The 19,150-nt window shown below is 68.9% G+C and carries 19 protein-coding genes; 7 read left to right on the top strand and 12 right to left on the bottom strand.

What is annotated here, in order from left to right:
• Window positions 1-30: 30 nt before the first annotated feature.
• Window positions 31-1,389: a Pup--protein ligase gene (gene pafA, locus AORI_RS60090; protein ID WP_016334169.1), complete on the bottom strand. Its 1,359-nt coding sequence runs from the start codon at window positions 1,387-1,389 to the stop codon at window positions 31-33.
• Window positions 1,390-1,536: 147 nt separating this feature from the next.
• On the opposite strand from pafA, the gene AORI_RS60085 reads away from it, so the two are divergent.
• Window positions 1,537-3,015: a bifunctional phosphatase PAP2/diacylglycerol kinase family protein gene (locus AORI_RS60085; protein ID WP_016334168.1), complete on the top strand. Its 1,479-nt coding sequence runs from the start codon at window positions 1,537-1,539 to the stop codon at window positions 3,013-3,015.
• Here AORI_RS60085 and AORI_RS60080 read toward each other — a convergent pair.
• The gene (locus AORI_RS60080; RefSeq protein WP_016334167.1) at window positions 3,012-3,986 is read right to left on the bottom strand and encodes an ArsR/SmtB family transcription factor; all 975 of its coding nucleotides are present in this window, start codon (window positions 3,984-3,986) and stop codon (window positions 3,012-3,014) included. The genes AORI_RS60085 and AORI_RS60080 overlap by 4 nt on opposite strands.
• Window positions 3,987-4,272: 286 nt before the next feature.
• On the opposite strand from AORI_RS60080, the gene AORI_RS60075 reads away from it, so the two are divergent.
• Window positions 4,273-4,911 (top strand): RICIN domain-containing protein, encoded by a 639-nt coding sequence (locus tag AORI_RS60075; protein WP_016334166.1) that lies wholly within the window; start codon window positions 4,273-4,275, stop codon window positions 4,909-4,911.
• 470 nt (window positions 4,912-5,381) lie between these two features.
• Here the strand turns inward: AORI_RS60075 and prcA are convergent, their stop codons facing one another.
• From prcA to dop, 4 genes are all read right to left on the bottom strand, one after another.
• On the bottom strand, window positions 5,382-6,143 hold the full coding sequence (gene prcA, locus AORI_RS60070) for a proteasome subunit alpha (RefSeq protein WP_016334165.1): 762 nt from the start codon (window positions 6,141-6,143) through the stop codon (window positions 5,382-5,384).
• A gap of 53 nt (window positions 6,144-6,196) precedes the next feature.
• Window positions 6,197-7,033 (bottom strand): proteasome subunit beta, encoded by an 837-nt coding sequence (gene prcB, locus AORI_RS60065; RefSeq protein WP_016334164.1) that lies wholly within the window; start codon window positions 7,031-7,033, stop codon window positions 6,197-6,199.
• 77 nt (window positions 7,034-7,110) lie between these two features.
• Window positions 7,111-7,305, bottom strand: coding sequence for a ubiquitin-like protein Pup (locus AORI_RS60060; protein ID WP_005150863.1), 195 nt, complete (start codon window positions 7,303-7,305; stop codon window positions 7,111-7,113).
• 97 nt (window positions 7,306-7,402) lie between these two features.
• Window positions 7,403-8,905 carry a depupylase/deamidase Dop gene (gene dop / locus AORI_RS60055; RefSeq protein ID WP_016334163.1) on the bottom strand — a complete coding sequence of 501 codons (1,503 nt, stop codon included), beginning with the start codon at window positions 8,903-8,905 and terminating at the stop codon, window positions 7,403-7,405.
• A gap of 43 nt (window positions 8,906-8,948) precedes the next feature.
• On the opposite strand from dop, the gene AORI_RS60050 reads away from it, so the two are divergent.
• Window positions 8,949-9,464 carry an NUDIX hydrolase gene (locus AORI_RS60050; protein WP_016334162.1) on the top strand — a complete coding sequence of 172 codons (516 nt, stop codon included), beginning with the start codon at window positions 8,949-8,951 and terminating at the stop codon, window positions 9,462-9,464.
• Here the strand turns inward: AORI_RS60050 and AORI_RS60045 are convergent.
• The 3 genes from AORI_RS60045 to AORI_RS60035 are packed head-to-tail and all read right to left on the bottom strand — an operon-like array spanning window position 9,461 to window position 11,417.
• Window positions 9,461-10,066, bottom strand: coding sequence for a hypothetical protein (locus AORI_RS60045; RefSeq protein WP_016334161.1), 606 nt, complete (start codon window positions 10,064-10,066; stop codon window positions 9,461-9,463). The genes AORI_RS60050 and AORI_RS60045 overlap by 4 nt on opposite strands.
• A 56-nt stretch (window positions 10,067-10,122) precedes the next feature.
• Complete coding sequence (locus AORI_RS60040; protein ID WP_016334160.1) at window positions 10,123-11,076, bottom strand: aldo/keto reductase; 954 nt, start codon at window positions 11,074-11,076, stop codon at window positions 10,123-10,125.
• Window positions 11,073-11,417 carry a hypothetical protein gene (locus tag AORI_RS60035; protein ID WP_016334159.1) on the bottom strand — a complete coding sequence of 115 codons (345 nt, stop codon included), beginning with the start codon at window positions 11,415-11,417 and terminating at the stop codon, window positions 11,073-11,075. The genes AORI_RS60040 and AORI_RS60035 overlap by 4 nt, the downstream gene beginning before the upstream one ends.
• 144 nt (window positions 11,418-11,561) lie before the next feature.
• Between AORI_RS60035 and AORI_RS60030 the strand changes: the two genes are divergently transcribed.
• On the top strand, window positions 11,562-12,473 hold the full coding sequence (locus tag AORI_RS60030; protein ID WP_016334158.1) for a DMT family transporter: 912 nt from the start codon (window positions 11,562-11,564) through the stop codon (window positions 12,471-12,473).
• A gap of 54 nt (window positions 12,474-12,527) precedes the next feature.
• Here the strand turns inward: AORI_RS60030 and arc are convergent, their stop codons facing one another.
• Window positions 12,528-14,330 carry a proteasome ATPase gene (gene arc, locus AORI_RS60025; RefSeq protein ID WP_037337492.1) on the bottom strand — a complete coding sequence of 601 codons (1,803 nt, stop codon included), beginning with the start codon at window positions 14,328-14,330 and terminating at the stop codon, window positions 12,528-12,530.
• A 362-nt stretch (window positions 14,331-14,692) separates the two neighbouring features.
• Between arc and AORI_RS60020 the strand changes: the two genes are divergently transcribed.
• Together AORI_RS60020 and AORI_RS60015 are read left to right on the top strand one after the other, a co-directional pair.
• A complete protein-coding gene (locus tag AORI_RS60020) occupies window positions 14,693-15,514 on the top strand; it encodes a hypothetical protein (protein ID WP_016334156.1) in 822 nt (273 codons plus the stop codon).
• A 7-nt stretch (window positions 15,515-15,521) separates the two neighbouring features.
• The gene (locus tag AORI_RS60015; protein WP_016334155.1) at window positions 15,522-15,977 is read left to right on the top strand and encodes a hypothetical protein; all 456 of its coding nucleotides are present in this window, start codon (window positions 15,522-15,524) and stop codon (window positions 15,975-15,977) included.
• A gap of 7 nt (window positions 15,978-15,984) precedes the next feature.
• Here AORI_RS60015 and AORI_RS60010 read toward each other — a convergent pair whose 3' ends face one another.
• The gene (locus AORI_RS60010; RefSeq protein WP_007035384.1) at window positions 15,985-16,809 is read right to left on the bottom strand and encodes a tRNA (adenine-N1)-methyltransferase; all 825 of its coding nucleotides are present in this window, start codon (window positions 16,807-16,809) and stop codon (window positions 15,985-15,987) included.
• Between the two features lie 57 nt (window positions 16,810-16,866).
• The gene (locus AORI_RS60005; RefSeq protein WP_046199796.1) at window positions 16,867-18,018 is read right to left on the bottom strand and encodes a M50 family metallopeptidase; all 1,152 of its coding nucleotides are present in this window, start codon (window positions 18,016-18,018) and stop codon (window positions 16,867-16,869) included.
• A gap of 128 nt (window positions 18,019-18,146) precedes the next feature.
• Here AORI_RS60005 and AORI_RS60000 point away from each other — a divergent pair, with 128 nt between their 5' ends.
• Window positions 18,147-19,040, top strand: coding sequence for a RecB family exonuclease (locus tag AORI_RS60000; protein WP_016334153.1), 894 nt, complete (start codon window positions 18,147-18,149; stop codon window positions 19,038-19,040).
• Window positions 19,041-19,150 lie beyond the last annotated feature (110 nt).

Genomic DNA, 19,150 nt, shown 5'->3' with positions numbered 1-19,150 from the left:
CGTGTCGGCCGGTTCTGAGCCGGGTGTCGATCAGAGCGAGGAGATGAGCCTCTCGACGCGTTCGTCCACCGAGCGGAACGGGTCCTTGCACAGCACGGTCCGCTGCGCTTGGTCGTTCAGCTTCAGGTGCACCCAGTCCACGGTGAAGTCACGCCCGGCGGCCTGCGCGGCGGCGATGAAATCACCGCGCAGCTTCGCCCGCGTGGTCTGCGGCGGGGTGTCCTTGGCCAGTTCGATCTCGCCGTCGTCCGTGACCCGCCGCACGAGCCCCTTCCGCTGCAGCAGGTCGAAGATGCCACGGCCGCGCCGGATGTCGTGGTAAGCCAGATCGAGTTGGGCGATCCGCGGGCTCGACAGGTCGAGGTCGTGCTTGTTGCGGTAACGCTCGACCAGCCGGTGCTTGATCGCCCAGTCGATCTCGGTGTCGATCTTGCTGAAGTCCTGCTGCTCGACCGCCTCCAGCGCCCGGCCCCACAGCTCGACCACGCGCTCGGACTGCGGCGACGAACCCGTCTCCTTGACGTGCTGGACGGCGCGGGCGTGGTACTCGCGCTGGATGTCCAGCGCCGACGCCTCGCGGCCGCCGGCGAGCCGCACCTGGCGGCGGCCGGTGAGGTCGTGGCTGATCTCGCGGATGGCCCTTATCGGGTTGTCCAGCGTGAAGTCACGGAACTGGACACCGGCCTCGATCATTTCGAGCACCAGGTTCGCCGAGCCCACCTTGAGCATCGTGGTCGGCTCGGCCATGTTCGAGTCGCCGACGATCACGTGCAGGCGCCGGTAGCGTTCGGCGTCGGCGTGCGGCTCGTCGCGGGTGTTGATGATCGGCCGCGAACGCGTGGTGGCGCTCGAGACGCCTTCCCAGATGTGTTCCGCACGCTGGGACAGGCAGTACACCGCGCCGCGCGGGGTCTGCAGCACCTTGCCCGCGCCGCAGATCAGCTGCCGGGTCACCAGGAACGGCAGCAGCACGTCGGCGATCCGGGAGAACTCCCCGGCACGGGTCACCAGGTAGTTCTCGTGGCAACCGTAGGAGTTGCCCGCCGAGTCGGTGTTGTTCTTGAACAGGAAGATGTCGCCGCCGATGCCCTCGTCCGCCAGCCGCCGCTCGGCGTCGACCAGGAGATCCTCGAGGATGCGCTCGCCCGCCTTGTCGTGCGTGACGAGCTGGACGAGGTCGTCGCATTCGGCCGTCGCGTACTCGGGGTGGGAGCCCACGTCGAGGTAGAGCCGCGAGCCGTTCGACAGGAAGACGTTCGACGAACGCCCCCAGGACACGACACGCCGAAACAGGTAACGCGCCACCTCGTCCGGGGAGAGCCTGCGCTGCCCGTGAAAGGTGCACGTGACCCCGTACTCGGTCTCGATGCCAAAGATCCGCCGCTGCATCCCACCAGAGTAGGCGGTGAGGCCCCACTGAAGGTGCGCCGTTCGGGCGGCGACACGCGGTCGGTACGTTGCATTCGGTGAAAGGTGTGCGGGAAGTCCCGATCGGGTATCACGCGCATGACGTCCCGGCCCGGAAGTGGGGAACCCGTGTTAAAGCAGCTCAAACGCCCTTTCCGCAAGGTCGGACGGACCGATCGGCGGCTGATGGCACGCAGTGCGGCCCTGCCGAGGACCAGGGCCGACGACGTGATCACCTCACTCTCCAAAAGTGCGGACAAGTCCAAGCTCTGGTGGTGTGTCGCGATCGCCCTCGCGGCGAAGAAGGGCCCGACGCGGCGGGGTGCGCTCCGCGGCGTGGCCGCCATCGCCGGGGCGAGCGCGGCGGCGAACCTGATCGGCAAGCCGCTGTTCCCGCGCCGCCGTCCCGCGGCCGAGGAGGTGCCGATGCACCGGCGCCTCGTCCGGCGGCCGACCTCGTCGTCGTTCCCGTCCGGCCACTCGGCGTCGGCGGCCGCCTTCGTCACGGCCGTCGCGATGGAATCGCCCAAGACGGGCGCCGCGCTGGTGCCGCTGGCCGCCGCGGTCGCCTATTCCCGGGTCCACACGGGCGTCCACTGGCCCAGTGACGTCGGGGTGGGGATCGGCATCGGCGTCGGCGCGGGCCTGCTGACGCGGCACTGGTGGCCGCTGAACGACGACGTGCCCGGTCGCACCGCGCACACCGCGGAGGCGCCCGAGATGCGCGATGGCGAGGACATGCTCGTCCTGGTCAACCCGCATTCGGGGATCGACGGTCAGGACCCGACCGAGGAAGCCCGCTTCGCCTGGCCCAAGGCCACCATCCTGTACCCGGACGCGAAACGGGACCTGCGCGATCAGCTCTGCGACGAGATCGCCGCCCGCGACAACACCGTGCGCGCGCTCGGTGTCGCCGGTGGCGACGGGACGGTCGCCGCGGTGGCCTCGGTCGCGGCCGACCACGACCTGCCGCTCGCGCTCATCCCGGCGGGCACGCTGAACCACTTCGCCCGCGACGTCGGCATGCGTTCGATGCCCGACGCGGACGCCGCGACGGAAGCCGGCAACGCCGTCGGAGTCGACCTCGGCGAGGTCGAGATCAACCACGACGACGACCACCGCTATTTCGTCAACACCGCCAGCCTCGGCGGCTACCCGGAAATGGTCCGGATCCGGGAAAAGCTCCAGAAGCGGCATCCGAAGTGGCCGTCCGCGGCGATCGCGCTCGCCCGCACCCTCCGGCGCGCCAAACCGCTGGAAGTGACCCTCAACGGCAAGCACACCAGCATCTGGCTGCTCTTCGTCGGCAACGGCACCTACTCGCCGAAGGGGTTCGCGCCCTCGCGCCGCCCTGCCCTCGACACCGGCCTGCTCGACGTGCGCTACCTGCGCGCCGACGTGCCGTATTCGCGGGCGCGGTTCATCCTCGCCACGATCACGAACAGCCTCAACGCCAGCCACGTCTACCAGGAACTCGACGTCCCGGAGCTGCACGTCCGGCTGCTCAACGGCAACCGCCGGGTCGCCACCGACGGCGAAGTCGGCCCGCTGGGCAACGACTTCCGCTTCCGGTCGCGGCCCAGCGCGCTCACCATCTATCGGCTCTAGTTGCCGAGCAGGGCGGTGCCCAAGGGAGTCAGCGCGTGGAGCACGGCGTTGCGGTCCCGCTCGGTGGTGATCAGCCCGGCGCGCCGCAACACGGCGGCGTGCTTGCTGGCCGCCGACGGCGTCACGCCCAGCCGGGCGGCCAGCTCCGACGTGCTGCAGCCGACCGCCAGGACCGCCAGTGTCGCCGCCCGGGTCGGGCCGAGCAGGTCGGCGAGGGCGGTTTCCGGCGATCTCCGCACGTCACGGCCGTATCCGGTCGACGGGGCCGCCTGCCGCACCGACGGGTAGAGCAGCCGGACCGGTGATCGTCCCGCCGCCGGGATGATCACCGGGCACACCGCGAAGTACGTCGGCGAGACGATCAACCCGGCGCCGTCCGCGCCGCAGGAACCGACGATGCCGTCGCCGACCTCCAGCATCGGCGAGGACCAGCGCACCAGCGGCCGCAGGCTCGTGAGCATCGCGTCCACCCCCTCGTGCAGGAGCAACTGCGCCCGCATCCCGCGGTCGGCGTCGACCTGCGCCCGACCCGACTCCCAGCCCGGCGCCAGCGACAGTTCGAAGTAGTCCTGCATCGCCTGCACGAGCTTCGGCAGCCCGGCCGTGTCCCCGTCCGGCAATCCCGCCGCCCACGACGGCAGCTCCCGGTTCACCGGGAAATCCCGCAACGCCGATTTCAACCCCACCGGGTCGGTGCGGGCGACTTCCGCCAGCCCCGCCTCCAAACCACTTTCGTCGACGCCCGGCACGAGGAACGACGGGATCGGGGCATACGGGCGGCACAACCACAGCAGCACCGAAGCCGACTCCGCCAAGCCGAGCCGCACCCGGTGCCGCCACCGATTGAACAACGCCGAGCCCGCGTCACGCCGTTGCAGGATCTGCAGACTCGAAACCAGCTCGGCCAAGGGATCGGCTTCGGGCGCGAGCCGAACGCGCGTCAGGTCCTGCAACGTCAGCTCGATGCGCACGGATGTCCTCGCCTTGATCGGAGTCGTCGCCGTGTGATCGCGAGCCAGGCCATTCCGTTACATCGCTGAACAGCATTATTGCCGCCTTCGGAAATCTCCTCGACGACCGTGGTTCAGACCTGAATGATGTTCGGAGAAGGCCCGCTTCTCGGGGGTTTACGCGGCGCCTTCCACGAGGGGGATTCACCGGCTTGGCCTGCGGGCCGCGTTTCGTCGCGGCCTGTCGTCTTCTGCCGTTCTCCTTCAGCTCACTGGGAGAAAACGCTTTCCACAAAGGGGAAAGAAAATGACGAAAATGAAGCGTCTGGCGGGAATCATCGCCGCCGCCGCGGGTGTCCTGACCCTGGTCACCGCTCCGGCCGCGACCGCGGCCCCGAAGCCCACCGGCGACGGGTTCAACACGGTCACCGTGCACGGCATCAAGCTCATCCCGGTGAAGCGCACCTCGACCGGTGCGCGCACGCAGGCCGCGGGTGTCGCCGACGCGGACATGTACCTCATCCCGTCCGGGCTCGACCCGAACAAGTGCTGGGACGCCGACCTGAACACCATCAACCGCAACGGCACCAAGATGCAGCTCTGGGACTGCAACCTCGACGCGGACCACCAGGCGTTCTACATCACCGACAACCCCGAGGGCTACTCCCGCTTCCAGAACGTGGCCAGCGGCCGCTACCTGGACGCGGACCTCAACAGCATCAACCGCAACGGCACCATCGTCCAGCTCTGGGACTTCATCGCCGGTGCCAAGAACCAGTGGTGGGGCGGCACCGTCAACCCCGAGGGTTACGTGCGCTTCCAGAGCCCGGCCAGCGGCCGCTACCTGACCGCTGAAGGCAACTCGTCCACCAACGGCACGCGGCTCCAGCTGTGGAGCTTCATCGCCGGCAGCCGCAGCCAGTGGTGGGGCGACACCCCCGCCTGATCTCGGCTGACTGATCCGTGAAGGCCTCCTTCCCTACTCTCAAGGTAGGGAAGGAGGCCTTCACGGCTTTCTGGCGTCCACGTCGCTCAAGTGATCCTTGAGTCGGTCACCGGCGGTGAGGGCGGTTTGTCACGGAAGTCGTGAGTGGCATTTCGGGTTCTAACCCGAATCGCCACTCACGAGGCGGCACCTGCGACCGAACCGCCGCTCCCCGTGGCCGACCGGGGGCGAAGGCTCCTTTCGCCGCATCAGACTCGGTGAAGGGAGCCTTCAGCCCACACCACTCCGCTAGTGCCTACCCGCGCAGGCCCAGTGGCTGCTGGTGGGACCATCGCGTCCGTGAAGGCCTCCTTGAGGGACGCTGGGTCCCTCAAGGAGGCCTTCACGGCGTTCCACTGTGTACAAACGTGGGGCGAGAACGCGAAGGGCCCCTTCCCCACGCGGGAAAGGGGCCCTTCGCCTACAGAGGCTCAGTCCTTCTTGGACTCACCGTCGGGCTTGTCGCCTTCGGCTTCGTCCTTCTTCGGCGCTTCCGGCTCGGCGGGCAGCAGCGCCTCCAGCGCCGCACCGGCGACCCGGCGGAACTTCCGCCCCCGCCGCTCCCGCTCCAGCACGGCGACCTCGAGCTTCACCGGGTCCGAATCGCCGTTCGAGGGCGTGGGGGTGTTGTCGCGCAACGCCTTCACCGCGACACCGAGCGCCGCACCCAGCTCCATGTCCGGCTCGAAGCTCTCCTTGAGCTTCGTGGTGAGCGTGTCGGCCTGACCGCCCATCACGACGAATTTCGGCTCGTCGAAGATCGAGCCGTCGTAGGTCAGCCGGTACAGCTGGTCTTCGGCGGCGGTGTCGCCGACCTCGGCAACACAGACCTCGACCTCGAACGGCTTCAGCTGCTCGGTGAAGATGCTGCCCAGCGTCGCGGCGTAGGCGTTCGCCAGCGCACGTGCGCTGACGTCCCGCCGGTCGTACTGGTAGCCCTTCAGGTCCGCGTGCCGGATGCCGGCGACACGGAGGTTCTCGAATTCGCTGTAGCGGCCCACGGCCGCGAAACCGATCCGGTCGTAGATCTCCGACACCTTGTGCAACGTCGCCGAGGGGTTCTCGGCCACGAACAGCACGCCACCGCGGTACTTGAGCACGACCACGCTCCGGCCACGCGCGATGCCCTTGCGCGCGATCTCGGAACGCTCCCGCATCAACTGCTCGGGAGAGGCGTACAACGGCATCGTCACTGTGGTGCTCCGCTCTTTCGGGCTCTCATCGGAAAGGGAACAGGGAAGGACGGCTAGCGCCCGCGCTCGGCTCGTCCGGCCACGACCGCCTCGGCCACCGCCGTCGTCTGCTCGGGCGGCAACGCCACCGCACCCTGCTCCGCGGTGACCGTCACGATCGTCGGGAAGATCCGGCGCACCAGATCCGGCCCGCCGGTCGCGGTGTCGTCGTCCGCCGCGTCGTACAACGCCTCCACCGCCGTCCGGATCGCGCCTTCGGCGTCCGCGTCGGGGTCGTACAGCTTCTTCAGCGAGCCCTTGGCGAACAGCGAACCCGAACCGATGGCGTGGTAGCCGGCGTTCTCCTCGTAGCGCCCGCCCGTCGCGTCGTACGAGACGATGCGGCCCGCGTGCTTCGCGTCCTCGGCGTCGAGGTCGTACCCGACGAACAGCGGCAGCACGGCCAGCCCGGCCATCGCCATCTCGAGGTTGGACTTCACCAGCCCGGCGAGCTTGTTCGTCTTGCCGTCGAGCGAGAGCGAAACACCCTCGATCTTCTCGTAGTGCGCCAGTTCGACCGCGTACAGCCGCACCATCTCGATCGCCAACCCGGCCGAGCCCGCGATACCCACCGCCGAGTACTCGTCGGTGACGTGGACCTTCTCCATGTCGCGTGAGGCGATCAGGTTGCCCGACGTCGCCCGCCGGTCGCCGGCGATCAGCACCCCGCCCGCGAACTTGACCGCGACGATCGTCGTGCCGTGCGGCGCGTCCAGCCCGCCCGCGCCCGTCGCGACCCGCCGCTCCGGGAGCAGTTCGGGCGCCTGCGCCCGAAGGAAGTCCGAGAACGACGAGGTCGCCGACGAGAAGTACGCGGCGGGCAGCGCCGACTTACCCGAGGTGTGTTCCATACGTGCTCAAAGTTCCAATCTGTGTGATCCGCGGGCTCCGCACAGGCGGCCCCGGGCAGGGGCCGCCGGGAAACGAGCTACTCGCCGCCCTTTTGCACGTACGCGCGGACGAAGTCCTCGGCGTTCTCCTCGAGCACGTCGTCGATCTCGTCGAGGATCGTGTCGACGTCCTCACCGAGCTTCTCGCGCCGCTCCTGGCCCGCCGGACCGCCGCCCTCGAACTCTTCGTCCGAGTCGCCTCCGCCGTGCTTTTCGATCTTTTCCTGAGCCATCTCGCCTCCCGGTGTGGCCGATGTTTCCTAGCCTACCCAGCGGTCCCGACATTCCGTGGGATCCGTGATCGCTTAACCCCGATGAAAGGAAATCCCGCTAGTCCGAACCGGTGAGCGCCTCCACCAGCTCCTCGGCGGTCGCGGAGTCGTCCAGCAACTTCCCCACGTGGGCCTTCGTGCCCCGCAACGGCTCCAACGTCGGGATCCGCACGAGCGATTCCCTGCCGACGTCGAAGATGACCGAATCCCACGACGCCGCGGCGATGGAGTTGGCGTACTTCTCCAGCGTGCGGCCCCGGAAATAGGCCCTGGTGTCCGAAGGCGGGGTCGTGACCGCCTCCAGCACCTCCTCCTCGGTCACCAGGCGCTTCATCGAACCCCTGGTGACGAGCCTGTTGTACAGGCCCTTGTCCAACCGGACATCCGAGTACTGCAGGTCGACCAGCCGCAACCGCGGCGCGCCCCAGGCCAGCTGGTCCCGCGCGCGGTAGCCCTCGAGCAACCGCAGCTTCGCCGGCCAGTCCAGCCTGTCCGCGCATTCCTGGGGGTCCCGCGCCAGCGCGTCGAGGATCTCGCCCCAGACCCGCAGGACCTCCTTGGAGGCCTCGTCCGCGCCGGTGCGCTCCAGGTTCGCCGACGCGATCTCGTGGTAGGCGAACTGGAGGTCCAGCCCGGTGTACTTGCGCCCGTTGGCCAGCGACACCTTCGCCTTCAGCGTCGGGTCGTGGCTGATCTGGTGCACGGCGCGCACTGGCTCGTCCAGTTTCAGGTCGTCGAACCGGATACCCGCCTCGATCAGGTCCAGCACCAGCGCCGTCGTGCCGACCTTGAGATACGTCGAGTACTCGGCCAGGTTCGCGTCGCCGATGATGACGTGGAGACGGCGGTACTTGTCGGCATCGGCGTGCGGCTCGTCGCGGGTGTTGATGATGCCGCGTTTGAGCGTCGTCTCCAGGCCGACCTCGACCTCGATGTAGTCGGACCGCTGCGAGAGCTGGAAGCCCGCTTCCTCGCTCTGCTGCCCGACGCCGACCCGGCCGGAACCCGTGATCACCTGACGGGAGACGAAGAACGGCGTCAGTCCCCCGATCACCGCGGTGAACGGGGTCGACCGCTGCATCAGGTAGTTCTCGTGCGTGCCGTAGCTCGCACCCTTGCCGTCGACGTTGTTCTTGTACAGCTGCAGCGGGGGCTGCCCGGGGACGGTGGCCGCCTTGCGCGCCGCCTCCTCCATGACCCGTTCGCCCGCCTTGTCCCAGATGACGGCGTCGCGCGCGTTCGTCACCTCGGGCGCCGAATACTCCGGGTGAGCGTGGTCGACGTACAACCGCGCCCCGTTGGTCAGGATCACGTTCGCCGCGCCGAGGTCCTCGACGTCGGGGTCGTGTCCTGGGCCGCTCGGGCCGGTCAGGTCGAACCCGCGGGCATCGCGCAGGGGTGATTCCACCTCGTAGTCCCAGCGTGCCCGCCTCGCCCGCGGGATGTCCGCCGCGGCCGCGTAGGCCAGCACGACCTGGGTCGAGGTGAGTACCGGGTTCGCCGTCGCGTCGCCCGGCACCGCGATGCCGTACTCGACTTCGGTTCCCATGATCCGCCGCATACCCACCACCCTACGGGGTCGGAGGCGTGCGACGATGCCCCCCATGTCAGGCAGTGACGAACTCGTTGCGCTCTATGACCTCGACGGAACCGCGGTGGGAGCTGCCACGCGCGCCCGGGTCCGCGCCGAAGGACTCTGGCACGCGGCGGGCGTGGTGTTGGTCCGTTCGAGTGACGGAGAGCGTGTCTACGTGCATCTCCGCACGGCCACCAAGGACGTCTATCCCTCCACATGGGACTGCTGGGCAGGTGGCATCGTCGCAGCCGGCGAGACCCCGGAGGAATGCGCGCGCCGGGAACTGGCCGAAGAACTGGGTGTTCACGGCGTGGAACTGCGCCCGCTTTTCGTCCACGTCACCGACGACGACACGATCCGTGCCCACAACTTCGCCTTCGAAACGCGCTGGGACGGCCCTTTCGTCCATCAGCCGTCCGAAGTGGTCGAAGGACGCTGGCTGACGCTGAGTGAGTTGCGTTCGTGGCTCGAGGATCCGGAGAGCCGGTTCATCCCGGACGGGCGTCTGGGCGCCTTGGAGTGGTTCCGGCGACGAGAGGCCTAGGCCGAACGGAGGCGTTGCGCGACGATCGGCAGCAACCGCTTCGCCGCGTCCGTCGCCCGCGCCTCGGTCCCGGCGGTCACGCTGAGGGCGGAGACGAGCTTCCCCTTGGCGAGCAACACGGTGCACGTCTTGTCCTCGCACCACGCGCGCTGGACCTCGATGCCGGCCTGCTTCGGCAGGGTGAGTTTTCTGCCTTCGCAGTCCGCCTGGGTGACGACGTCCGAAGCGTCACGGTCGGTGTACTCGGTGACCTGGTGTTCCAGCGTCGAGCCGCTCGGGTACGCCCACGACGCCGAACGGCTCGTGCCGCGGGTGAGACCGGTCAGGCAGCCGGACACCTTGCTCTCGCCGGGAACGACCTCTTCCTCGGCGACGTCCTCGTCGGTCAGCAACGCGGCGGAGACGGCCGCGGGAACGGGAGCCTGGGTCGTCGGTGGCGGAACCGGGTTCGCCTGCGGCTTGACCGAAGGCTGTGCTGGCTCGACCGTGGGCGTCGGTGTCGGGTCGTCGTAGTAGGTGTCGAGATCGTTGGGACGGTCGGCGCAGCCCGACAAACCGAACAGCGCGACCGTCGCCACCGCGAGCACCTGCCGATGACGCACTCTCGAGTCCTCCCCGATGTCCCGCGTGACGTTTGCCGCGAGACTAGTCCAGCCCTTCACTGCCACCCGAGGCAGGACCTGTGCCGCCAGTAGGCGGACGGCTCCTCGGCGAGCGTCGCGAGTTCCGCGAGCTCATCGGCGGTCAGCTTCGCCTTCGCGGCAACGAGATTCTCCCGCAGCTGCGCCGTACTCGACGGGCCGATGACCGCGACCGGCCGCCAGTCCTGCGCCAGCACCGCCGCGATGGCCACCGCGTCCGGCCCCGTCCCGTGCTCCCGCGCGATCCGCGCGAGCGATGACGGCGGCTCGACCACGAGCCGTCCGTTCGCGACGGTTTCCTTGACCAGCACCCGTTTCCCGGCGGCGTGCGCTTCCGCGAGCGCCGGGCCGACGGAGGGTTCTAGCAGGTTCCACGTCGACTGCACGGCGCTGAAGACCGGGATTCCGGCCACCTCCAGCTCGAACGCGCGGCGCACCGCGTCCGCCTGGGCGGGCCCGGACGTGGAGAAGCCCACCGGGACACCGTCGGCGGCGAGTTCGGCGAGCGCGCCGATCAGCCGGTCGTCGGCGAACAGCGGACTGTCCACAGTGAGCGAGTGGACCTGGTAGAGCGAGACCGCCTTCCCCAGCAGGTCAACGGTTTCCGCCCACTGCCCGGCGAACCGCGCCGCGGTGTGCTCCTTGACCTCGTGCACCGGCGCGTCGAGCTTCCACTCCCCCACGTAGCGGTAGCCCCATTTGCTCGACACCGTCACGTCCGCGTGGCCGCGGTCGGCGAGCCAGCCGGCCAGGAACTCCTCCGAAGAACCATACGAACGGGCGACGTCGATCCAGCGGACGCCTGCGCGGTACGCGTCGTCCAGCACGTCGTAGGTCGCCGCGCGCATCGCCTCGAACTCACGCCCGGGCGGCAGCGCCTCGGTCCGGCCGAGGTTGATGTACGCGGGCCTGCCGAGTGCCGCCAGCCCGACGGCGATCCGGTCGCCGACGGGGATTTCCGTGTCCGTCACAGGGCTCCTTCGTTCTTGTGGCGGAGGATCGCGAGCCACTGGCTCGAATTCTGTGCCTGCCGGTGGAGCTTCTCGAGGCGGGCCGCCGGGGCCCGAACGTAACCCTTGCCGAACACCGGCGCGATCTGACGGAGGCTGGCGCCCTCCTCCCTCGCGGCGAGCAACGCCCAGTCGGAGGCGTCGGCGCAGGCCGCGGAAGCCCTGCGCAACTCGCCCAGCAGCTCGATCAGTTCGGGCGCGCTCACGTCGCCCGCCCGGACGGCGGCGGCCGTCGTTTCCAGCCAAGCCAGGACATCGGCTTCGGTGATCGGCGCGCGCGGGCGCCCGGAGGATTCGCTCACAGCCCGGAAGTATAGGTCGTTATACGGCCGGTTCGGCCGAGCGCCACGCGGGAGGCGTCGACCACATCGTCCGAAAACCGCTGGAGCGCAAGGGGGATGCCGGGATTCACTGAGCGCGGACTTGTGGAATCAGGAGAAGGACAATTGGGACGTTTCAGTATCGCGATCCGGTTCGCGGCGCTCGCGATCGTGTGGGGTGCGAGTTTTCTGTTCATCAAGGTCGGTCTCACCGGCCTGTCGCCCGCTCAGGTGGCGCTCTCCCGCGTCTGCCTCGGCGCGGTGGCGCTGATAGCCATCGCCGCGTGGCGTCGTAAGCCACTCCCCCGCGATCCGGCGCTCTGGGGCCATCTCGCGGTCGTCTCCGTGCTGCTGTGCGTCATCCCGTTCCTGTTGTTCTCCTGGGCCGAGCAGTACATCTCCTCCGGGCTCGCCAGCATCTTCAACGCGACGACACCGCTGATCACCATGCTCATCGCCGCCGCGGCCCTGCCGTCGGAACGGTTCACGAAGGCCCGCACGACCGGGCTGATCCTCGGCTTCCTGGGAGTGCTCACCATCGTCGGGGTCTGGCAAGGGATCGACGTCTCCCACGAGCTGACCGCGCAGCTGGCCTGCCTCGGCGCGACGACCTGCTACGGGATCTCGTTCGTCTACGTGCGACGGTTCATCTCCTGGCGGAACCTCGACGCGCCGACCATCGCGCTCGGGCAGGTCAGCTGCGGTGCCGTGGTGATGCTGGTGCTGGCGCCGTTCATCGCGACGACGCCGGTGCGCCTCGACACGCCGATCGTGCTCAGCATGATCGCGCTCGGGGCGCTCGGCACCGGGCTGGCCTACGCCTGGAACGCGTCGATCATCGCGGCGTGGGGCGCGTCGAACGCTTCGGCAGTGACCTACCTCACACCCGTTGTGGGTGTCCTGCTCGGCGTCATCGTGCTCGACGAACCCCTGGCGTGGAACCAGCCCGTCGGCGCGCTGCTCGTCGTTCTGGGGATCCTGGCCGCGCACGGGCGGCTGAGCCCGCGCAAGAAGGCCGAAGAAGCCGTAGCCGTGTGACGCGAAAGGGCCCTTCACCGCAACGCATGCGGTGAAGGGCCCCTTCGGCTCGTGCTACAGGTACTGACCGGTGTTCGTGGCGGTGTCTATCGCCCGCCCCGAATCCTGGTTCTTGCCGGTGACGAGCGTGCGGATGTAGACGATCCGCTCGCCCTTCTTGCCGGAGATCCGGGCCCAGTCGTCCGGGTTGGTGGTGTTGGGCAGGTCCTCGTTCTCCGCGAACTCGTCGACGATCGCGTCCAGCAGATGCTGCACGCGCAGGCCGGGCTGCTTGGTCTCCAGCACCGACTTGATCGCCGACTTCTTCGCCCGGTCCACGATGTTCTGGATCATCGCGCCCGAGTTGAAGTCGCGGAAGTACAGGACTTCCTTGTCACCGTTGGCGTAGGTGACCTCGAGGAACCTGTTCTCGTCCGTCTCCTCGTACATCCGCTCGACGGTGTGCTGGATCATCGCGTCGAAGGTCGCCTTCACGTCCCCGCCGAACTCGGCGAGGTCGTCCGCGTGGATCGGGAGACCGTCGGACAGGTACTTGGAGAAGATGTCCTTCGCGCCTTCGGCGTCCGGACGCTCGATCTTGATCTTGACGTCGAGCCGGCCCGGCCGCAGGATCGCCGGGTCGATCATGTCCTCGCGGTTGGAGGCGCCGATGACGATGACGTTCTCCAGGCCCTCGACACCGTCGATCTCCGAAAGCAGCTGCGGGACGATCGTGGTCTCCACGTCGGAGGACACGCCCGAACCGCGGGTGCGGAAGATCGAGTCCATCTCGTCGAAGAACACGATCACCGGGGTGCCTTCGGAGGCCTTTTCCCGAGCCCGCTGGAAGATCAGGCGGATATGCCGCTCGGTCTCCCCGACGAACTTGTTCAGCAGTTCCGGACCCTTGATGTTCAGGAAGTAGGACTTCCCGTCCGCCGAGTCGCCGCGGGCTTCCGCGACCTTCTTGGCGAGCGAGTTGGCCACCGCCTTGGCGATGAGGGTCTTTCCGCAGCCAGGAGGCCCGTAGAGCAGCACGCCCTTCGGCGGGCGCAGCTGGTACTCCTGGTACAGATCCGCGTGCAGGAAGGGAAGCTCGACGGCGTCGCGGATCTGCTCGATCTGCCGAGTGAGGCCACCGATGTCCTCGTAGCGGACGTCGGGCACCTCCTCCAGCACGAGATCCTCGACCTCCGCCTTCGGCACGCGCTCGTAGGCGTAGCCGGCCTTCGAGTCCACCAGCAGGGAATCGCCCGGCTTGAGGGGCTGTTCGGCCAGCGGATCGGAGAGCAGGACGACCCGCTCCTCGTCCGCGTGCCCGACCACCAGCGCACGGGGGCTGCCGCCCTCGACGTCCGGGGCCAGCACCTCGCGCAGCGCGCAGACCTCGCCGATCCGCTCGAAGTCACCGCCTTCGACGACGGTGAGCGCCTCGTTGAGCCGCAACGCCTGTCCGCGCTGCAGCGACGAGACCTCGACCGCGGGTGAGACCGAAACCCGCATCTTGCGGCCCGCGGTGAACACGTCCACCGTGTTGTCCTCGTACGCGGTGACGAACACGCCGTAACCGCTCGGAGGCTGGGCCAGCCTGTCGACCTCCTCCCGCAACGCGAGCAACTGGCCACGCGCCTCGCGGAGCGTCTCGACCAGTTTCGTGTTGCGTTCAGTGAGTTGGCTCACGCGTTCCGACGCCTCGGCGAGTCGCTGCTCCAGCACTCGGTTCTGACGTGGGGAATCGGTGAGCTTCCGGCGCAGCAGGGCTACTTCCTCCTCGAGGAAGCGGATTTGACGTGCCTGCTCGTCGGACGTGGTTCCAGCTCCGGTCGTTTCTGAAGGGTCGGCCTCCTCGCGCCGACCTCCGGGAAGGTCATGATGCATCGGGCACCTCCTCGGAGTGCTTTTCATTCCACGGTACCGGCGATCACCGACAATAAAAGGCCTTTCCGCATCACAAGATCGGCGCGTCGCGTTCCGGACGACCCGCCAGCACGTACCTTCGCGACGCGCAAGGGGCCATCCCGGTGCCGGGTCCGGCACACTCATGGTCACAATCCGTCCACCTGGCCTGACCTGCGACGGAATACCCGGCTCCGTCCGGGTGCAAACGGGTTTCCGGTCTCAGTTCGGCCCTAATCGAGCGGCGATCCGGCTCGATGGCTAGCATCGGGCGACGTTCGCCGGGGAGGCGGACCCGCAGGTCATGTTGAGCATTTTCGCAGAACAGCTAGGGGGCACCAGCCATGACATACCCGCCGCAGCAGCCCGGCGGCTACGGACAGGATCCGTACGGCCAGCAGGGCGGGTACCCGCAGAGCGGCCCCCAGCCGCAACAGGGATACCCCGGCGCCGGCCAGTACGGACAACAGGACCCGTACGGCCAGCAGCAGGGTGGTTACCCGCAGAGCGGTCCTCAGCCCCAGCAGGGATACCCCGGTGGCACGCAGCAGTTCGGCCAGCCGGATCCGTACGGGCAGCAGGGCGGCTTCAACGCGTACCCGCAGGAAGGCGGCTACGGCGGCGGAGAGCCACCCAAGAAAAAGAAGACCGGCCTGATCGTCGGCATCGCGATCGGCGCGGTCGTGCTGGTCGGTGGCGGTGTCACCGCCCTGGTCATCGCGCTGAACTCCGGCGACGACAACCCGGTCGCCGCGCCGCCCTCCAGCAGCGCCGCCCCGTCGGAGGCCCCGTCCTCGTCGCAGAAGCCGAGCTCGACGCGCACCAGGTCGAGCTCGCCGAGCACGTCGTCGACCAAGAGCTCCGGTCCGGCGCCGGGCGGCAAGGCCACGCCGCAAGAGGTCTTCGAAAGCGCCGCGACCTCCTACAGCGCGGGTGACAAGCAGACGTTCCTCAACCTGATCTGCCGTAGCGAGAACACCAAGGACGAGGGCAAGCCGCTCGACCCCATCAAGCTCGAGATCATCGAGCCCGCCAAGGAAAGCGGTGACCGGGCGACCGGGCGCTACCGCGCGACCCAGGGCACCAAGACGGCGGAAGGCACCATCACCGCGGCCAAGGAATCGGAACTGTGGTGCCTCAAGGACATCAAGGCCGACAAGAAGTGACCCACCCGTGACGGTGAGCCACAAGCTGACCGCCGTCGCGGTGGTTTGCGGCGCGGTCGTGGCCGGGGTCGTGGTGGGGCTGCTCCTGGTGGCCCCATCCGGCTCCGACCCGGCCGCGTCGAGCAGTTTCACGCCCTCGCCGACGCCGGGTTCCTCCCGTCCGGTGCCGGTGGATCCGGACGTGGCCGCGGTCGAGGTCGTCGGCAAGGCGATCGCCGCGGCCATCGTCAATCACGACGCGACGGCGTTCGGGAAGCTCACCTGCGTCCAGCAGTCCTCGGCCGATCTGGCCGAACTCGGCCGGAAGTGGGCGGCCGCGGGGAAGGTCACCGCGACCGTCCCGGACCCGCCGTCGGTCAGCGGCGACTCCGCCTCCGTGACCGTTCACGTCGAAGGCGCGGGCGGCCAGAAGGACACGCCGTTCCCGCTGAAGAAACGCGACGGCAAATGGTGCGTGAGGTGATTCCCCGCTAGCCCTTGCCGGAGCGCCGGTGCACCCGAGGCGACACGGTCCCGTCCGCCAGGCGCCGCGCCGTCAGCAGGAACGCGGTGTGCGCGACCATCCGGTGATCCGGCCGCACCGCGAGACTCACGACGTGCCACGGGCGCATGAGGGTTTCCCACGATTCCGGCTCGGTCCAGCACTGCTGATCCCGCAAAGCTTCCGTGATCCGCGAAAGCTGTGTGACCGTCGCCACATAGACCGTGAGCACGCCGCCCGGCACCAGATGCGCGGCGACCGTCTCCAGCTGGTCCCAAGGCGCCAGCATGTCGAGGACGACGCGGTCGACCTCGCCGGTGTGCGTCGACAGGTCCGCGACCGTCAGCGACCAGTTGTCCGGCTTGTGGCCGAAGAACTTCTCCACGTTCCGCTCGGCGTGTTCGGCGTGGTCGTCCCGGATCTCGTAGGACTGCACGGTGCCTTCCGAGCCGACCGCACGCAGCAGCGAGCAGGTCAGCGCGCCGGAGCCGGCGCCCGCCTCGAGCACCCGGGCCCCCGGGAAGATATCGCCCCACATCACGATCTGCGCGGCGTCCTTCGGGTAGATCACCTGGGCCCCACGCGGCATCGACAACACGTAGTCCGGCAGCAGCGGGCGCAGCGCCAGATAGTGGCTGCCGCCCGCCGAAGTGACGACCGAACCCTCCTGCGCACCGATCACGTCGTCGTGCGCCAGCGCGCCGCGGTGGGTGTGATACTGCTGTCCCTCGGCCAGCACCATGGTGTAGTGCCGCCCCTTGGAGTCGGTCAGCTGAACCCGGTCACCAACACGAAACGGCCCTCGGACCGACACTGAACCTCCATACCCGCGAATGATCGATGACCGATCCTCGCAGGTGGCCGTACCGCGCTACGCCGGGGGTCGGCTCCGGGTCATCGCGGCGCGCAGGTCTTCCCGCCGGAGCACCCCCGCGGGCCTGCCTTCGTCGTCCACCACGAGGAACTGCCACGCGGCGGTTTCCCTGACCCGCTCGGCGATCTCCTCCCCCGACTCCGAGGAGAGCAGCACGGTGTCGGCGCGGATCGGCTCCGCGGCCATCTCAGCGGGCGCGTGCGGCGACGTCCCGGCCAGCTGCGCGGCGGCCGTCTCGTCGAGCAGCCCGGCCGCGACGCCGTCTGCGCGCACCAGGACCACCCCGCGGCCCGCCGAAGCGGCCAGCGCGTCCGAAACGGGGCTTTCCGCGGGAAGCTGGAGAACGGGCCGGACGAGTTCGCTGAGCCGTACGCCTTCCGGCCACCCCCGTCGTGTTTCGGCGGCGAGTTCGCTTCGCGCGCCGAGGACCACGAACCACGCCGTCACGACGCAGACACCGAGGCGGAGCCAACGATCCTCGCTGCCAGCCGCCAACCCCCACAGCGCCCAGACGACCAGGCCCGCCGCGACGACACCGCCGCCAACGACCGCCGCGCGCGTGCCCTTCTCGCGGCGTCCCGTGGCAGCCCAGACCCCGGCGCGGACCAGCCGTCCGCCGTCGAGCGGAAGTCCGGGCAGGAGGTTGAAGATCCCGACGGCGAAGTTCGCGACGGCGCATTCGGCGATGAGCAGCCAGGCGGCGCTCTCCGGCGGGACGGCGAACATCAGCAGCCCGCAGAATCCGCCGAGCAGCAACGAAACCACCGGTCCCGCGGCGGCGACGAGCCCTTCCTGCCGAGGCTGGCGGGGAGTCCTGGCGACCTCGGACAGGCCGCCGAGCAGGAACAACCGCAGGCGCCGGACCGGGATCCCGAGGCGCAGCGCGACCAGGCAGTGCCCGAGTTCGTGGGCGAGCACCGAAAGGCCGAGAAGGACCGCGAACGCGGCAGCCAGCAGCCAGGAGGTCAGCGTGGTGGCGCCGGGCAGGATCCGGCCGACCAGCGGGGTGTAGAGCACCACGATGATCAGGGAGCCGATCCACCACGAAGGGGCCAGCAGCACGGGGATCCCGGAGACCCGGAACAGCAGGAGACCACCCTCTGGTGCCACGCCTCGTCGAGGCGGGCCCTGCTCACCCGTCACCGCCATGTGTCGAAGCGTAGATGCCCGGTTGTGGGGTGCCGGTAACCCGCCCTTCCCGTCCGGGTGGTGTCGGTCATGTCGCTCCGGTGCGTTGCGGTCCCGAAACTGTCGGTGCCCGGCGATACGCTCCTCCCATGCCCGACACCGACACGGTCACCGCCGATCCGCCGCCCGGCGCCGAAATCCCGCGCCGTCGGCCGGCCCTGTCCCCGTCGCGTGCCAGCGACTTCAAGCAGTGTCCGCTGCTCTACCGCTTCCGAGCGGTCGACAGACTGCCCGAGATCCCGACGAAGGCCCAGCTGCGCGGCACGCTGGTGCATTCCGTACTGGAGCGCCTGTTCTCCCTTCCGCAGGCCGATCGCACCCCTCCGCAGGCCAAGGAGCTGCTCGCGCCGGCGTGGGAGGAGCTGTCCTCGGAACGTCCGGAGTGGATCGAGCTGTTCGACCAGGAGGATCCCGAGGCCGTCACGTCGTGGCTCGCGTCGGCCGAGCAGCTCGTCGACACCTACTTCGGCCTGGAGGATCCGCGCCGTCTGGAGCCGGAAGCGTGTGAGCTGCACGTCGAGATCGAGCTGGGCTCCGGAGTGCTGCTCCGGGGCTACGTCGACCGGCTGGACGTGGCGCCGACCGGCGAGATCCGCGTCGTCGACTACAAGACCGGTGCCGCGCCCCGCGAGATCGGCGAGGCCAAGGCGATGTTCCAGATGAAGTTCTACGCCGTGGTCCTCTGGCGGCTTCGCGGTGTCGTGCCGCGCCAGCTGAAACTGATGTACCTCACCGACGGGCAGTCCCTCGCCTACACGCCCGACGAGGGCGAGCTGATCCGCTTCGAGCGCACGCTGGAGGCGATCTGGCAGGCGATCCTCAAAGCGGGCAAGACCGGCGATTTCCGGCCGAATCCGAGCAAACTCTGCGCGTGGTGCGATCACCAGGCGCTCTGCCCGCAGTACGGCGGCACTCCCCCGCCGTATCCCGGCTGGCCGGAGCCGGATCCCGGCGAGGAGTCCGTATTGGACCGTGCGGACTAGGCCGTGTCCGGTGAGTCCGTTCGATGGGCTTCGTGATCCAGGTGGTTCCTGGCGGTGCGGGCGGATCGGCCTCGTACCGGGTCGTACTCGGCCGTATCCGCCCGTGCCGT

The sequence above is a fragment of the Amycolatopsis keratiniphila genome (assembly GCF_000400635.2).
In the GTDB taxonomy this organism is placed as follows: domain Bacteria; phylum Actinomycetota; class Actinomycetes; order Mycobacteriales; family Pseudonocardiaceae; genus Amycolatopsis; species Amycolatopsis keratiniphila.
This window is presented reverse-complemented; position numbering and strand designations above follow the sequence as displayed.

Bases quoted from the DNA above. Each gene is read 5' to 3' on its own strand.
- AORI_RS60005 (WP_046199796.1), bottom strand. From the start codon at position 18,018: ATGGCGGTGACGGGTGAGCAGGGCCCGCCTCGACGAGGCGTGGCACCA.
- dop (WP_016334163.1), bottom strand. From the start codon at position 8,905: ATGCGGCGGATCATGGGAACCGAAGTCGAGTACGGCATCGCGGTGCCG.
- arc (WP_037337492.1), bottom strand. From the start codon at position 14,330: ATGCATCATGACCTTCCCGGAGGTCGGCGCGAGGAGGCCGACCCTTCA.
- pafA (WP_016334169.1), bottom strand. From the start codon at position 1,389: ATGCAGCGGCGGATCTTTGGCATCGAGACCGAGTACGGGGTCACGTGC.
- AORI_RS60020 (WP_016334156.1), top strand. From the start codon at position 14,693: ATGACATACCCGCCGCAGCAGCCCGGCGGCTACGGACAGGATCCGTAC.
- prcB (WP_016334164.1), bottom strand. From the start codon at position 7,033: ATGGAACACACCTCGGGTAAGTCGGCGCTGCCCGCCGCGTACTTCTCG.
- AORI_RS60060 (WP_005150863.1), bottom strand. From the start codon at position 7,305: ATGGCTCAGGAAAAGATCGAAAAGCACGGCGGAGGCGACTCGGACGAA.
- AORI_RS60000 (WP_016334153.1), top strand. From the start codon at position 18,147: ATGCCCGACACCGACACGGTCACCGCCGATCCGCCGCCCGGCGCCGAA.
- AORI_RS60075 (WP_016334166.1), top strand. From the start codon at position 4,273: ATGACGAAAATGAAGCGTCTGGCGGGAATCATCGCCGCCGCCGCGGGT.
- AORI_RS60050 (WP_016334162.1), top strand. From the start codon at position 8,949: ATGTCAGGCAGTGACGAACTCGTTGCGCTCTATGACCTCGACGGAACC.